This window comes from Streptomyces sp. 2A115, from assembly GCF_052245575.1.
Taxonomy (GTDB): Bacteria; Actinomycetota; Actinomycetes; order Streptomycetales; family Streptomycetaceae; genus Streptomyces.
Window position 1 is genome coordinate 15,800 of record NZ_JBQQCG010000019.1, and the last position, 14,305, is coordinate 30,104.

General features: G+C 69.8%; 14 protein-coding genes and 3 pseudogenes. 6 read left to right on the top strand and 11 right to left on the bottom strand.

Going from position 1 to position 14,305, the window contains the following annotated elements; translation table 11 throughout:
• Positions 1 to 2 precede the first annotated feature (2 nt).
• The 3 genes and pseudogenes from ACTWQR_RS18385 to ACTWQR_RS18395 all read left to right on the top strand — a co-directional run.
• A complete protein-coding gene (locus ACTWQR_RS18385; RefSeq protein ID WP_443228175.1) occupies positions 3 to 995 on the top strand; it encodes an aldo/keto reductase in 993 nt (330 codons plus the stop codon).
• 46 nt (positions 996 to 1,041) lie between these two features.
• Positions 1,042 to 1,956 carry an LLM class flavin-dependent oxidoreductase gene (locus ACTWQR_RS18390; RefSeq protein WP_443228176.1) on the top strand — a complete coding sequence of 305 codons (915 nt, stop codon included), beginning with the start codon at positions 1,042 to 1,044 and terminating at the stop codon, positions 1,954 to 1,956.
• A 253-nt stretch (positions 1,957 to 2,209) separates the two neighbouring features.
• Positions 2,210 to 2,509: pseudogene (locus ACTWQR_RS18395) on the top strand (SDR family NAD(P)-dependent oxidoreductase); the annotation flags it as partial.
• Between the two features lie 15 nt (positions 2,510 to 2,524).
• Here the strand turns inward: ACTWQR_RS18395 and ACTWQR_RS18400 are convergent.
• A pseudogene (locus ACTWQR_RS18400) lies at positions 2,525 to 2,674 on the bottom strand (GNAT family N-acetyltransferase); the annotation flags it as partial.
• A 635-nt stretch (positions 2,675 to 3,309) separates the two neighbouring features.
• Here ACTWQR_RS18400 and ACTWQR_RS18405 point away from each other — a divergent pair.
• On the top strand, positions 3,310 to 3,711 hold the full coding sequence (locus ACTWQR_RS18405; protein WP_443228177.1) for an ATP-binding protein: 402 nt from the start codon (positions 3,310 to 3,312) through the stop codon (positions 3,709 to 3,711).
• Here ACTWQR_RS18405 and ACTWQR_RS18410 read toward each other — a convergent pair.
• The gene (locus ACTWQR_RS18410) at positions 3,626 to 4,036 is read right to left on the bottom strand and encodes a zinc ribbon domain-containing protein (protein ID WP_443228178.1); all 411 of its coding nucleotides are present in this window, start codon (positions 4,034 to 4,036) and stop codon (positions 3,626 to 3,628) included. The genes ACTWQR_RS18405 and ACTWQR_RS18410 overlap by 86 nt on opposite strands.
• 21 nt (positions 4,037 to 4,057) lie before the next feature.
• Entirely contained in the window at positions 4,058 to 4,846 is a 789-nt protein-coding gene (locus ACTWQR_RS18415; protein WP_443228179.1) for an SDR family NAD(P)-dependent oxidoreductase, read from the bottom strand.
• A gap of 119 nt (positions 4,847 to 4,965) precedes the next feature.
• On the opposite strand from ACTWQR_RS18415, the gene ACTWQR_RS18420 reads away from it, so the two are divergent.
• The gene (locus ACTWQR_RS18420; RefSeq protein WP_443228180.1) at positions 4,966 to 5,604 is read left to right on the top strand and encodes a TetR/AcrR family transcriptional regulator; all 639 of its coding nucleotides are present in this window, start codon (positions 4,966 to 4,968) and stop codon (positions 5,602 to 5,604) included.
• 222 nt (positions 5,605 to 5,826) lie between these two features.
• Here the strand turns inward: ACTWQR_RS18420 and ACTWQR_RS18425 are convergent, their stop codons facing one another.
• From ACTWQR_RS18425 to ACTWQR_RS18455, 7 genes and pseudogenes are all read right to left on the bottom strand, one after another.
• Entirely contained in the window at positions 5,827 to 6,360 is a 534-nt protein-coding gene (locus ACTWQR_RS18425; RefSeq protein WP_443228181.1) for a CbrC family protein, read from the bottom strand.
• A 263-nt stretch (positions 6,361 to 6,623) separates the two neighbouring features.
• The gene (locus ACTWQR_RS18430; protein WP_443228182.1) at positions 6,624 to 7,361 is read right to left on the bottom strand and encodes a hypothetical protein; all 738 of its coding nucleotides are present in this window, start codon (positions 7,359 to 7,361) and stop codon (positions 6,624 to 6,626) included.
• A 154-nt stretch (positions 7,362 to 7,515) separates the two neighbouring features.
• Entirely contained in the window at positions 7,516 to 7,668 is a 153-nt protein-coding gene (locus ACTWQR_RS18435) for a hypothetical protein (RefSeq protein ID WP_443228287.1), read from the bottom strand.
• Between the two features lie 220 nt (positions 7,669 to 7,888).
• Positions 7,889 to 8,386: pseudogene (locus tag ACTWQR_RS18440) on the bottom strand (FG-GAP repeat domain-containing protein); the annotation flags it as partial.
• A gap of 87 nt (positions 8,387 to 8,473) precedes the next feature.
• On the bottom strand, positions 8,474 to 9,742 hold the full coding sequence (locus ACTWQR_RS18445) for a vWA domain-containing protein (protein ID WP_443228183.1): 1,269 nt from the start codon (positions 9,740 to 9,742) through the stop codon (positions 8,474 to 8,476).
• Positions 9,739 to 10,986, bottom strand: a complete 1,248-nt coding sequence (locus ACTWQR_RS18450) for an AAA family ATPase (RefSeq protein ID WP_443228184.1) — start codon at positions 10,984 to 10,986, stop codon at positions 9,739 to 9,741. Before ACTWQR_RS18450 ends, ACTWQR_RS18445 begins: the two co-directional genes overlap by 4 nt.
• A 78-nt stretch (positions 10,987 to 11,064) precedes the next feature.
• Positions 11,065 to 12,579, bottom strand: a complete 1,515-nt coding sequence (locus tag ACTWQR_RS18455; protein ID WP_443228185.1) for a hypothetical protein — start codon at positions 12,577 to 12,579, stop codon at positions 11,065 to 11,067.
• A 235-nt stretch (positions 12,580 to 12,814) separates the two neighbouring features.
• On the opposite strand from ACTWQR_RS18455, the gene ACTWQR_RS18460 reads away from it, so the two are divergent.
• On the top strand, positions 12,815 to 12,964 hold the full coding sequence (locus ACTWQR_RS18460) for a hypothetical protein (RefSeq protein WP_443228186.1): 150 nt from the start codon (positions 12,815 to 12,817) through the stop codon (positions 12,962 to 12,964).
• Between the two features lie 313 nt (positions 12,965 to 13,277).
• Here the strand turns inward: ACTWQR_RS18460 and ACTWQR_RS18465 are convergent, their stop codons facing one another.
• Positions 13,278 to 14,273 (bottom strand): MFS transporter, encoded by a 996-nt coding sequence (locus ACTWQR_RS18465; protein ID WP_443228187.1) that lies wholly within the window; start codon positions 14,271 to 14,273, stop codon positions 13,278 to 13,280.
• Positions 14,274 to 14,305: the final 32 nt, after the last annotated feature.

The window sequence follows — 14,305 nt, forward strand, 5'->3', positions numbered from 1 at the left end:
CCATGGAGTACACCCACCTGGGCCGCAGCGGCCTCACCGTGTCCCGGCTCGTGCTCGGCACCATGAACTTCGGGACGGAAACCTCCGAAGAGCACAGCCGCACGATCATGGACCGTGCACATGAGCACGGCATCAACTTCTTCGACACGGCCAACGTGTACGGCATGAGGCAGGGCGAGAGCAGCACCGAAGAGATCATTGGCCGGTGGTTCGCCGCGGTCGGCGGTCGGCGGGAGAAGACCGTCCTTGCCACCAAGACCTACCTGCCGACGGGCGATTGGCCCAACGAACGGTCCCTGTCCGCCCTGCAGATCCGGCGCTCCTGCGAGGCGTCACTCAAACGACTGCGGACTGACCACATCGATGTCTGCCAAATGCACCACATCGACCGGAACACGCCGTGGGAGGAGATCTGGGAGGCGTTCACCGTCCTTCGCCAACAAGGAAAGGTCCTCTACTTCGGCTCGTCCAACTTCGCCGGCTGGCACATTGCACAGGCCCAGGAGGCCGCCCGGTCACGGCACTTCCTCGGCCTCGTCTCCGAACAGTCCATATACAACCTCCTGAACCGCTGGGTCGAGCTGGAAGTGCTGCCCGCGGCACGGGCGTACGGACTCGGTGTGATCCCGTGGGGCCCGCTGGCCGGGGGAGTGCTCGGGGGAGTCCTGCGCAAACAGAAGGAGGGCGGCTCCTCCCGCGGAAGCACAGGGCGTTCGGCGGGCACGCTCGCCGAGCACCGGGACACCATCGAGGCGTACGAGAAGCTGTGCGCCGATCTCGGCGAGGACCCGGCCCATGTCGGGCTGGCCTGGCTGCTCGCGCAGAACGGCGTGACCGGGCCGGTCGTCGGCCCGAGGACGGCTGAGCAGCTCGATGGGTCGCTGCGGGCACTTGAGATCACCCTCGACGACGGCACCCTGGCCGAGCTGAACGAGCTGTTCCCGCCGCCGGGTCCGAACGGAGCCAAGCCCGCGCCCGAGGCGTACGCCTGGTGATCACGCGTCGGCGGCCCATCGAATGAATCGAACGAAAGGCAGAGCAGTGTCTGTTCAAGAAGTCGTCTTCGGTTTCGGCGCGCACAGCGGCATCGACGACGGGCCGGAGCTGCTGCGCATGGTCCAGCAGGCCGACCGAGACGGGCTCGACCACTTCTCGCTGTCGGACCACCCCTACATCGGCGAGCGCCTGGATGCCTACGCCACCATCGGATTCCTCCTCGGGCGTACGCAGCGCATCGCGGGCTTCGCCAACGTCACCAACCTGCCGACCCGGCCAGCTCCCCTCCTGGCGCGCACGGTGACCTCGCTGTCGGCGCTCTCCGGCGGCCGCGTCGTGCTCGGCATGGGCGCGGGCGGACTCTGGGACCGGATCTCCGACATGGGCGTGGACCGGCTCTCACCCGGCGCTGCCGTGGACGCCTTCGAAGAGGCGATCGTCCTGATCAAGAGGCTGTCGGGCGGTGGCCCCCCGGTCACCTTCCAGGGCCTCCACTACCAGGTGCACGAGATCGAGCCGTCTCCGGTGGCCGCACCCCCGGTGTGGACCGGCTCGGTCGGCCGCAAGTCCCTGGCCGCCACCGGGCGGGTGGCCGACGGATGGATCCCGGGCCACGCGGCGGACTGGCTCAGCGAGCGCTACCGGACCTCGCGACCGGTCATCGACGAAGCGGCGGCGGCCGCGGGCCGTGATCCGCGCGAGATCCGCACGGTCTTCAACTTCCCCGGGCGCATCACGGACCGGCCACTGCCTGCCACGCGCGACACCGACGGCCGCTGGATCGGCGGCTCTGTCGACCAGTGGGTCGAGGAACTGACGGACGCCGTACTCGAGCATGGAGCGTCGGGCTTCACCCTCTTCTCGGCCGACCACGGCACGCAGAGCAGCGCCTCACTCGGCCGCTGGGCCGGCGAGATCGCCCCGGCCGTACGTGAAGCGACCGCAAAGGAGAACGGCTGAAGCCTGCCGAGAATGGCTGCGAACAAGTGCTGACCCAGCGCGGTACCCAAACGTTCCGGGCGGGGTCAGGCTGTCGCGCGACACTTGATGCTGCGACACGTCGAAGGGCCCCACCGCGAACAGCGCTTTCCAAGCGAGTGGCCTACTACCGGTCGGAGATCATCATCGCGGCCATCGTGTGCAACGCGTACCCCGACAGACCGCCGTCCCGCGAGAGCGCCGTGCGGCATGCGGGAGGATCAATTTGAACAGGATGTCCGGGAAAGTCGTGCTCCTCACGGGAGCTGCCCGCGGGCAGGGACGTAATCACGCGGTGCGGCTCGCGGAAGAGGGAGCGGACATCATTGCCCTCGACATTTGCGCGCCGATCAGTGAACTGCCGTACTCCCTGGGGACCGAGGAGGAACTCGCGACCACCGAGAAGCTGGTGCGTGACCGGGGCCGGAGCATTGTGACGGCGAAGGTGGACGTCCGCGATTTCGCGGCGGTCAAGGAGGCGGTCGACCGAGGCGTACGGGAACTCGGCGGCCTCGACGTCGTGGTGGCGAACGCGGGCGTCGTGACCACGGGCTACGCCCCGGCCGCGGGCGCCGGGATGGACGTACACAGAGTGCTCGGCAACTCCCGCACACGCGCAGCGGTCGGAGGCCGGAATCGCGGCGACCCAGCCGAGAACACGTCGGCAGGCTTCGTCCAAAGCGACGAAGCGATGGTCGGGCGGCTCTTGGCCCGAAGAAGCCGAAGGGCGACGCAGCGCTCGGCGATCAGTCCGCATGTGGGAGATGCGCCGACGGCAGTTCTCGGATCGGATCTGCGTCGACAACGCCCATGCCGAACGGCGGCAGGGGCGGTCGCGCCAGCGTTACAGCGGTCGGCGTGAGGACTACGCCGAGCCCCATCGCGCGACCGCTTCACTGGCTTCGGACCGCTCCGCCCGGCGGCCAACCCGCCGTAAGCCGAGCACCGAACTGGTTCCCGCCCGGTAGACGGCCTACTGATCGGCCATCAGCCGAGCCGCCAGGCCAGCCCGCCCCGACCTCAATCGCGGACCGGGTCGTAGCCGCACGGCGATATCGTCCGGCAGCCAGGCCGCCCGGTGTGACACCGTCGGCATTCTTCGCGCTGTACGGGGTGGACCGGTCACAAGGTCCCGGGAGTCACGCCCCCTGTGGGCGGATACTCACGCAGTGGCAGGCAGGCGCGTCCCCCCGTCGTCTGCCTGCCGCTGCGTGACCTGGGCCTGGACGCACTCATGACCGGTTCGGCAGAGCAGCGCGGAGACGACCGTGTGGCACAGGAGAGTTGGGGCGAGCGTGCGAATGACGACCCGTGGAGCTTGCTCGGGAGGATGCGATGGCACAACTCCCCGATGAGGCGGACCTCGCGCGCTGGGACGATAGTCGCAGTCGTCAATGGGCGGAGCGGGCCTGCGACGTCACGCGCGGCTTCCTGTGGGCGTACTCTCCGGGAAGCGAGGGCCGCAACGACGCGGTGCTGCTGGTGGTGTTCGAGCTGGTGACGAACGCGATCCGGCATGCCGAGGGTCTGACCGACTTCCGCCTGGACCCGGGCGAAGGCTGCGTCATCGTGACGGTGGCCGACGCCAGCCAGCGCGTTCCGCAGGAGCGGGATCTGGACGTGCAGAGGCCCGGCGGAGTGGGCTGGCAGCTCATACGAGAACTCGCTTCGCACGTGCATGTCGAGCTCGTCCCCGGGGGAAAGACGATCCAGGCGATCGTTCCCCTGTCTGATTGACTTGCTCCTCGGGCTGAAGCCCGAGCATTCTGGCCTTCTCGTCTGTCGCTGTGCCGCTATGCGGCACAGTCTCCGGGCGGGAATCCGTGGCTTTCTGCTTCGTCGCGCTGCGCCGGGACGCGTCCGGTCTGACCTGCGTTCCACAGGCTGCGACCGCCAGTCCGGCGGCCGTTCTCACGTTCTTGGCAGCGTTGTGGGCCCGGTCATGGACGGCACCGCAGGCGGCACAGGTCCAGGTCCGGATGTGCAGGGGCTTGGGACCGTGCGTGACCCCACACTCCGGGCAGATCTGGCTGGTTGGTGTGAACCGGCCGATCGGCTGCACGCTCCGTACCGCAATGCCAGCTCAAGCTGCGATGTCGGCTTCGGGTTGAAGTGCAGGGCCGAGCAGCAGGCCCCCGTCCAGGACGAATTCCGAGCCCGTAGCGAAAGATGAGTCCTGGGAGGTGATGAAGAGCAACAGGCGGGTGATCTCAGAGGGTTCGGCGAGGCGGGGGATGGCGAAGGGATCGGGCGAGTAGAAGTCGGCGATGGCAGGCTGGCCTGCGACGGTGGGTTCGTTGATCAGCGGTGTGGAGACGACGCCGGGGTGGATGGAGTTGACCCGGATGTTGTCTCGCCCCAGCTCCAGGGCGGCTGTCTTGGTCAGCCCACGCACGGCCCACTTGCTGGCGGTGTAGGGGGCGTAGAAGGCCGTGCCGATGTGGGCCATGGTCGAGGCGATGTTGACGATGGTTCCGCCACCGCCCCTGCGCATCGACGGAGCCACCGCCCTGATGCCTAGGAACTGGCCGGTGACGTTGACGCTGAAGGTGTGCTCCCAGGTGCGGAGTTCGGTGTCCTCGATAGGGGCCGCCGGGTTCTGGACGCCCGCGTTGTTCACCAGGATGGTGATCGGCCCGAAGTGACCTTCGACTTTTCGCACCACCGTCGCCCAGTCGTCCTCGCTGGCGACATCCAGGTGAACGGACAGAGCCCGATGACCGAGCTGAGCGGCGAGGTCGCGGCCGGCGTCGTCGTCGCGGCCGGTAATGACGACGTTCGCCCCCTCGGCGTGGTAGCCCCGCACATGACTGCTGCCCATACCCCCGCTGCCGCCCGTGACGATGACGGTCTGGCCCTCAAAGCGTCCCATGATGCTTCCTTCGGCTCACTTAGTGGTGAGCCGAGTGACTCACCTTCCCTCTCAAGGTAAGAGCGGAACCAGGGGTGAGTCAAGTGACTCACCTCGCGACGAGGGGCATACTGGAGCGCATGACGGCACAGTCTTCGGATTACCACCGGCGCGTGGCAGCGCAGAAGCGGACGTCCATCATCGAGGCGGCGACGAAGCTGTTCCTCGACTCCGGCTACGACGGCACATCGCTGGCGCGCATCGCCGAAGCGGCCGGAGTGTCGAGGGCGACTCTGTTCAAGCAGTTCACCACCAAGGCGGCCCTGTTCGAGGCGATCGTCACCGAATACTGGAAGGTCGACGGCGAGGAAGCGCCCCTCCCCGAGCCAGGGAACCTCCGCGCCGGGCTTGAGACCATCGCACGCCGATACGCGGCGCTTCTCACCCAGCCCGGCATGGCCGCCCTCTTTCGCATCGTCATCGCCGAGGTACCGCGCTTCCCGGAGCTCGGCGAGACCCAGTTCAAGCTCGGCAAGATGCCCTACTTCGAATCCGTCCGCCGCTACCTGGCGGCGGAGAACGCCGCTGGTACAGCCCGGCTTGACGATGCGGAGATGGCGGCGACCCAATTCCTCGGGATGATCTCCAACTACGTGTTCTGGCCGCGGATGCTGCTCGCACGCTGGGAGCCCGACGACTCCGCCATCGCCAACGCGGTCGACCAAGCGGTGCTGACCATGCTCGCCCGATACGGCGCGCCGGAGCCCCGCGGCGCCTGAGACACCAGGTGCCCCAGCGCTCTGCATAACCACCCGATACCTCCCGCACAGGCAGGCCCTCGCCCCGTCGAGTGCACAGTCACTCACTCACGGTGCCGGAGCTCCTCGGAACTGCCGCCTTGGCGATGGAGGTGGTTGTAGGCCTCGGTCATATTGGCATTGGGTGCGGTTCCTTTAGGGGATGATCGGTTCGAGCTCGCGGCGTGCCGGGCTGAGTGGCGGTTATGAGGCGTCGGCGTAGGCGAGGTGGGTGCCGCAGACGGTGCAGCGGAAGAGCATGGCCGTGGCCCCTTCACCGAGGTGGGTCAGGAACTGCTCGAGTTGGGCTGCGTCGTGCCAGCCGTTCATGCGCAGGTCCTGCCCGAGCCGGTCGAGGGCCTCGGGGTGGGCTGCCAGTTCGCTGTATCCGACCTCGCCGATGAAGGCTGCCGCGTCGTAGCAGTGGACGAGCCAGTGCGGATCCTGCCAGGCATGGAAGCCGGGAGTGCGGCGGGTCACTTCGTGCACGACCTCCTCGCTGACGCCGTCGAGTCCGTAGGAGTCCATGAACTCGCCGGCGAACCGCTCAGCCGCGCCGCCGTCAGCGATGCACCAGGGGCAGAAGCGTCCGCTGACCTCTTGGGCGGTGTAGAAGGTCGCGGTGTAGATCCAACCCATGGGGCGGCTGCAGCACACACATGTCTCCGCGCTCTCGCGGATCGACCCGCTGGCGAGCGGATCGGGGTGGTAACGGAACGCAGGCAGGTCGGAGCCCACTGGTGCAGTCTGTTCTCAAGAAAGCCCAGTGATCAAGCGGTGAGCGCGTATCCCTGCTGGTCGGTGCCGGACAGAGACCCTGATGCTCACACGCGGTGTGGTTACGCCAGTAGGAGTCGAAGTTGCCGTTGTCGATCAGGCAAGGCCGCGAAGCCAAGGCGTGACGCCGGACGTCAAGATCTCGGATTGTGTGGCGGTAGGTGCTGGGGCCTGTGCGCATCAGCAGCCCCCGGCGCGTCCATGTGCCGAGCTGAGCGGCGAGACTACCGAAGGGTTTGGTTGCTGTGAGCGCGAGGCGATGCGCCATCTCCTGGGCTGTCCATGCTCGGGCGGGATCGGTCGCCATGAGCTGGCTGGACGGGCCGCCAGTGCTCCAGCGCATCGTCCAGGAGCGGACTGCGGGGGTCATCCCAGATCAGGCAGCCCCACACCACGCCGGGCACATCTGGGCCCATGGCATCGGTCGGCCCTTCGGTGAGTGTGTGGTGCACAGCTTCGAGATAGGCGGCGATCGACGGATAGCCGGGCTTGTCGCAGGCCAGGTTGTCCGGCAGCGACCAGTAGCCGACGCCGTCCGCGCCCACGTAGTGCCCGGACTCGGGGTCTGTTTCGTCGCCGGTCAGCCACGGAACCACCGCGGCGCCCCACCCGTCGGTGCGGCCGGTCTCGGGCAGCCGCGGCCTGAGCGCATCCGCCGGGCCGAGCAGGATCCCGCCAGGTAAGAACGCCCCCGAGCCGACCTCGCCTTCTTCCTCATTGGCCTCGATGTACTGGTGCTCCACACCGCCGCACAGCCGCCACAGCGCGGCCAGCTCCGACGGCAGGGCGAACCCGAGGTGCTGCCTCAGCGCCGCGTCCGCGTTCGCTATCTCTGTCTCCGGCGCGGGGGGCAGCAGCGAGGCGTACGAGGTGGGGGCGTGCTGCTCCAGCCACGCCACGATGCGGCCCCATGCCGCCTCGACCTGGGCCGCCTGGCCTTCTGCATTCAGTTGATCGCTCATCCCGCCAACCTAACCGGCGGGCAGAATGGGGATCTCTGTGAGGAGCATCATGATGCCACCAGCTCAGCCACCATCAGCTTGTAGACGGGGACGCCCTTGGGGGTCCTCGGCCTTGCCGCAGACAGTGTGGTTGGCGGCGTCGACGAGGGCCGATCTATAGGCGCGGCGGCAACAGCTCGTTGGCGTCCATGAGCGCGCGGACTTCCGGGACAGTGGTACCGAAGTGTCCTCGGCTCGGGACCAGGTGGGGGGCGAGCAGGTCCCCGGCCATGCCCTGGCCACGCATGACGTTGATGATGTCCGGCATGAGGAAGTAGCCGGTGCGGTGGCAGTGCACTTCGCCGTCGCGCGGCGGGGGGATGCGGAGGTCTACCCGCTGCCGGCGTGGTGGCGGGCGGCTGCTTGGAGGCGGAATGCGGTCCTGCTGCCTCGCGCCGGGCGGCGGGGTTGCCAGAACGGGTGAACGGCCCCTTGTACCAGACGAGTTCGGGCCCGGTGGCGTCGCCGGGACGGGCCAGGTCCGTGGTGCCGTCACCGTCGAAGTCTCCGAGTGCGGGAGGTGTCTTGGCCGTCGTGGTTGCCTTGTCCGTACTGGTCGTCGTGCTCAAGGACAGGTCGACCGGCCCGGAGAGCCCTTCGGCGCCGCCCCACAGCACGCGGACGACGCCACTCTCCGTCGCCATCAGCAGATCGGTGAACCCGTCGTCGTCCAGGTCGGCGCGAAGGGAACGAGGGCGGGCCAAGGCGCCCGAAGCGGACGCGGGCACTTCGGTGCGTACGTCGGCGTGCGGCCCGTTCGCCCCTCCGTACAGAACTGTCAGACCCGAGCGGGTCCACACCACCGGGTCCCCGAAACCGTCCCCGTCGAAGTCGTCCGGGTCCGGATGCGCCGAGGCGCGTCCTGCGGCCGGCTTCGCCACCGGCCCGGATGCCGCCTTCTCCGGCCCCCACGGCCACCACAACGCGGCCGCGGCGGCGAGCAGGGTGCAGGGGAGCACCCACAGTCGAGTTGATCGTCTCTGCACAGTGTTAGGACGTCGGACGAGCGGCCTCTCGGATGCCCCGCCGGCCCCGCGACGCCCCGCCGACCGCGCGGGCGTCCCGTCAGCACCTCACCGACGTCCCCCCGAAGGATCCGATCCGATTTCCACCACCCGGGCCCATGCGGGCGGGGTGTCCGGTACGTAGTCGGGGTTGTCCTCGTCCCGCGACCCCTGCGCCCCGTCTCTCCGGGGAAACAGCCCGACCACGGTCCGGCACGGCGGTCGTGAGGTGGGCCAGGGCGTCTGGCCGTCCGTGAGAACGACGATGGCGTCGGGCCGCGGCGGCGACCGGAGCGCCTTGGCGAAGCCGGTGCGCAGATCCGTACCCCCACCGCCCATCAGGGGGATGCCCTCGCCCTGGCACAGCGGGTGCACGATCCGGGCGGACGCGTCGCACGGCAGCACTGTGACCAGGTCGCGGCGGCCTCCCACGGCGCGGGCGATCGCGGCGACTTCGAGGATGGCGCTGCCCAGTTCGGCGTCGCTGACCGACCCTGAGGTGTCGATGATCACCGAGACGTGAGGCGGTCTTCGCCGCAGGCTGGGCAGGACGACTCCGGGCACCCCCGCCGAGCGCCGTGACGGCCTGCCGTAGGTGTAGTCCTCGCCGACGCCGGGGCCGGAGGCCGCGGAGCGGACAGCCGCGCCCAGCAACTCCCGCCACGGCTGCGGCGGATGGAACGCCTCCTCCGCCCACCGCTGCCATTTCTTCGGGGCGCGCCCGGGGCGGCCGATGATGCCCTGCGCGACGTGGAACCGGACGGCGTCCCGCTGCTGGCCGCTGAGACCGTTCGCGCCGTCGGGGCCGAGGTCCCACTCTCGGTCGAGTCCGTCGGCGCCGCTGCCGCAGTCCAGCCAGGCCATCTCCTGCGTGCGCGGCCCGAGCCGGAACTGACGCAGGTAGTCCTCCATCAGTTCGCCCTGGGACAGCCCCAGAGTCTGTGGCCGGACGGCTCCCTCGGGCCGCAGCAGCCCGTCGCCGAAGGCGTCGTCGTTTATCTCCATGTCCGCGGCGATGTTCATCCGCAGCCGCTCCCCGGGTCCGGTCAAGCCGCGTTGGCGGGCGACCCGGTCACTGCGGCCGTGGTGGTCGCGCAGCAGGTGGGAGACCTCATGCACCCAGACGCCGGCCAGTTCCTCCACCGGCGTCCGGTCGACGAACGATGGTGAGACGTAGCACCGCCAGTGCTGGTCGACGGCCATGGTCGGGACGTGCCGCGACTCCACGGTGTGCAGGGCGAACAGTGCCGTGGCCAGGTAGGGACGGACCCGCGCGGCGTGCAGCCGGGCGGCGAAGAGCTTGTCGAGGTCCAAGGGCCCTGTGGTGTCCTGGTTCATCGGCCGGCCCTCTCCGGGACGGAACGGGCGGCCGCCTGGTCCGCCCTGCGGGACAGGGACACCACACCGGCGAGTCGCTCGATCGTCGCCGGGACGTCCCAGTCGCCCTGGCGCAGTGAGGCCAGAGTGGTCGCGGGCACGACCACCAGGTCGGGAGCCCCGGTCTCCACCGCCCGGACCAGCAGTGTCCATGCCGCGTCCCAGCGGGACTTGTCCGGGCGCTTGCGGACAGCGTCCACCGCTCCGTCGAGCACGGCCTGGCGCAGATCCCCGCGCTCGGGCAGTTCGACCCCCGTCGGGTCGGCGAGGACGGTCTCGGGGTCCGGGAGGTCCATCCGGTCCAGACCGGCCAGCATCTCCAGTCCTGGACCGTCCCCGACGGTCCCCCTGACCAGCAGGGACAGCACCTCCCGCGATGAGCCGGCCGCCGTGGCGAATGCGATCAGGGTCAGGGTCATGTCCCAACTCCGCGGCGACGGCCAGGCGCCGCCCCGGCGGGTCTCGCCGCTGGGCAGCCGGTGCACCAGCGTGGGGCGGGCGGACAGCAGCCCGCAGACCGCGCGCCGGGCGAAGTCCACGGCCTGCGACACCTTGCCGGGGTCGAGCCGGGGCAGTGTGGCCCGGGGCCAGGTCCCGCCGAGGCCGCGTACGACGACGTCGTGGTCGTGGGTCCACTGGAGGTGGACGAACCGGTTGGCGAGCGGCGGGCTCAGTTCCCAGCCGTCGGCCGCGGAGGAGCGCGGGTTGGCGGCGGCCACGATCCGGACACCCGGCGGCAGTTGGAGGGCACCGATCCTGCGTTCGAGCACGAGCCGGAGCAGGGCGGCCTGCACGGCGGGCGGCGCGGTGGACAGTTCGTCCAGGAACAGCAGCCCGCGACCGGCCCGCACCAGCCTCACCGCCCAGTCCGGCGGCGCCATCGGAACCCCGTGCACGGCCGGATCGTCCCCTACGACGGGCAGGCCCGAGAAGTCGGACGGCTCGTGCACGCTGGCGATCACCGTGGTCAGCGGCAGGTCCAGGGACTCGGCGAGCTGGGTCAGGGCCGCGGTCTTGCCGATCCCCGGTTCACCCCACAGCAGTACGGGCAGGTCGGCGGCTACGGCCAGGGTCAGGGCCTCCAGCTGGATGTCGGGGCGCGGTTCGGTCGTCGTATCACGCAGTACGGCCAACAGCTCATCGGCCACGCGGAGTTGGGAGGAGGGAGCGGAGTCGGTGGCGGGGGCAGGGGTATGAGTGGGCATGTGTGGTCACCTTGGGTTCGTGGTGCGACGAGTGAGGGCAGGGCCAAAAGCCCTGGGAGACAGGTAGGTTCGGGACCTTCAGCGGGCGGTGCCGTGTCGTGGGCGCGAGCGGCCCACCCGGGGTTGGCGGATGTTCTCGGGCCGGGCGCGACCGGGTCCGATCAGACCAGCCCGGTACAGCCCGTACGTGATCCGTTGCCGTGCGGCCGCCTCCAGGGCGTCCCGCAGCGCGCCGTCGCGCAGCAGCGCGCCGGGACCCAGCAGGCCCTCGACGACGGCCAGTGCACCGGTGATGTCACCGTGGACCAGCCGTTCGCGGACGCCGGTCAGACAGTCCGGGTGACGGTGGGCCTCGTCGATGGCCTGGAGGCACGGGAGGGGGGTGCCGGTCAGCGCGACCAGCAACTCCTCCCGCCGGATCTCGTCCGGGTCGTGGTCCAGCGGGGCCAGCACCCCGTCGACCAGGGCGATACGGTGCCGGGCTCCCCGGCACTCGACGAGGCGCGGCTGCCTCGCCGGATCCGGGATCCGGGACGGGCCGGCCGGTACATGACCCGGCACCAGCGCCGAGGCCACCAACGGGTGCAGCCGATCGGCGTCGATCGCGCCGGCGCGGATCAGCTCCAGGTCGGGCGGCACCCAGGTCGCCGCATCGGGCAGGACGGGCAGCTCGGACGCCGTGGCGGAGACCTCGCGCAGGGGCCACACAGGCGTCGATCCGTCGGCCTCGGACAGCCCCGGCGGCTCGGGCCACACTGATGTCGACCCGCCGACCTCGGACGGGCCAGGCGGCGCGGGCGCCGACCACACGGCGACCTCCGGCAGAGTGCCCGACGCGGACGTCGAAGCCGCCGAATCACCACCCACGTCCAGCACCAGCCGGTGCCGTCCCCCGCACCGCACCAGGACCGGCCCGGCGGGTCGTTGCTCGGCACGCAGCAGTATCTCCGCCTCGGCCGCCCATCGGCCGACGGCACAGCGGTACCCGTCCGGGACCGCCGCCGGCAGGGCGGGGTGACTGGCACCGGCCGGTCGATCGGCCCCGGACCGGACGCGCAGCTCGTCCGCACGCCCCGCGTCCCACAGATGCCGGTGCAGGTCGAAGCGGAACCGGCGGCTGGGACGGGGATGCGGGTGGCGGCCGGCGTCGGCGCCGTAGTCCGCGCCGGAGCCGTCCCACAGCGCGAGGCTGATCCGCTGACCGGCGTCCGCCCAGGCCGGCGGTGTCCGCACGACGAGGTGCACCGGGCTCACACCGTCCCGCCCCGAGAAGTCGTAGCGGGCCAGGGTGAGGGTCAGTCCCGGACGGAGCAGCCCGTCGGGAGCGATCCTCGGCAGGTGCCAGCGCAGCAGGTCGGGGGCCAGGCACCGGAGATCGGCCCGGATCCGGGCCGCTAGCTCTGGGTGATGGCTGCGCGCCACGGAGCGCAAATTGAGGTCGACATCGAATCCTGCGGCGGCGCACGCCCCGGCCCAGTCGCCAGTGAGGCGCCGGGCGGTCGTAGTCTCGATCATGGAGGGCGGCACGGCGAACTCGCGCACGCGGAGCCAGAACGAAAGGCGGGAATCCCCGATCGCGGGTGGGGTGAGCATCAGCACTCACCTTGCGCGGTGGGGTCCCCCAATCTGTCAACAGAATGAGTTGTCATCGCGATGATCATAGCGTTCACCACCCGGCTGTGCCAGATGCTTTTCACCGAGCCCGACGGCGCACCGCTGAGGGGCCTTCGCCGGCACCCACCGTCACCCACCCGACGCCCTGCCATTGCGGCCCCGCACGACGGGGCCGACCGTGGAGGCACATGCCGGGTGGCGAGGAGGGCGGGTGATGACGCACGGTGGTGGCGCGGCGGACGCCGAACGACGGCGGCTCGCGGAGGCCGACGACAAGGCGGCGCCCTGGCGCAGCTGGGGCCCGTATCTGAGCGAGAGGCAGTGGGACCCTACGGAGGACTACAGCGCCGACAGCGACGCGTGATCGTCTTCACCCACGACCGAGCCCGCTCGCGCGCCTATCGCTGGGGCGGGGAGCGCGAACACCACGCAGTACGTGAAGTACGGCATCGGCCGCCATGTCGTCGACGGCGAGCCGGGCGCCGTGAACCCGGAGGGAACCGGGACGAAGGCGCCCGTCCATCATGTGCTGAGCGTGCCCGCCGGGGAGAGCGCCACCGTCCGCCTGCGGCTGGCCGACTCCGAACTGGCCGCCCCCCGGGGCGGCTTCAGGCACGTGCTGGACGCGCGCCGCACTGAGGCCGACTCCTGCCCCGGGCTACCTCAAGGGCAGGTTCTCAGGACTGGGCGGGAGGATTCACCACCGGGACGCCCAGCAGCTTCGCCACAGCGACCACCCCCGGCGCCACAGTCTCAGGGAGTCCATCCAACCGCGGCCAGACTCCCACGGCGGGCAACTGATCAGACTGGGTGGAGGGTTGGTCAGCGGCCTGGGCAGCGGTGGACGTGGCGACCGCAGCGAGCGCGAGAGCGCCGACGGTCAGCATTCGGTGCATCTTCATGTCGTGGGAACGATCACCGAAATGGTTGGTTACGCACAAAGCACCCCATTTCAGTAACACAGAGCATTTGGTCCCCGAAACGTTATTTCTGTCCCTGGGCTTCACGCTTTGCGGGAGACCGGCCGCCGGCGCGGGGGCTCGACGGCTGGCGAGATCGGGCATTGAGGCGGTGGGTGGGAAGAGTTGGCGGCTGAGTTCCTCGAGCAGAGGGTCCGAGCTGCAGGGTCGATGGCAGGAGTGGGTTCGTCGCGTCTGAGGAATCGTGTGCGGCAACTGCCCTGGGCGAAGCGGTCCCTCCGCCGCTGATAGATGTTCCTCACTGCGGTAACCGGGGAGGCGGTGTCGGCGGATCCGCTTCCTGGTGGCAGGCGGCATGCGGCAGGCCCGCACGGCCGAGTCGTACACCACCTGGCAGAGGCCGAGTGCGAACGCGATGACATAGAGCAGCGGGATGCTTCCGCCGCCGGCGACGGTGAGCAGGACGAGGACGCCGAGCAGGGCGGCACGCATGATGGTGGCGGTCGCCATCGCTCGCCGGCGGTCCAGTCGGTCCACCAACGCCCCGCCGGGCAGACCGAACAGCAGCCATGGCAGGAACGCGAACGCGGTGAGGCCGGAGATGAGTATTGGACTGCCGGTCAGCGACGCAGCGAGCAAGGGCAGAGAAGTCTTGCTGATTCCGTCGGCGCAGTTGACGGTGGCCGATGCGGAGAACAGTTTCCAGAATGAACGATCAAGCGTGGATGCCGACTTGTCTGTCGGATTGGCCAAGCGAGACAAAATATGGACCTACCTCGGAAACG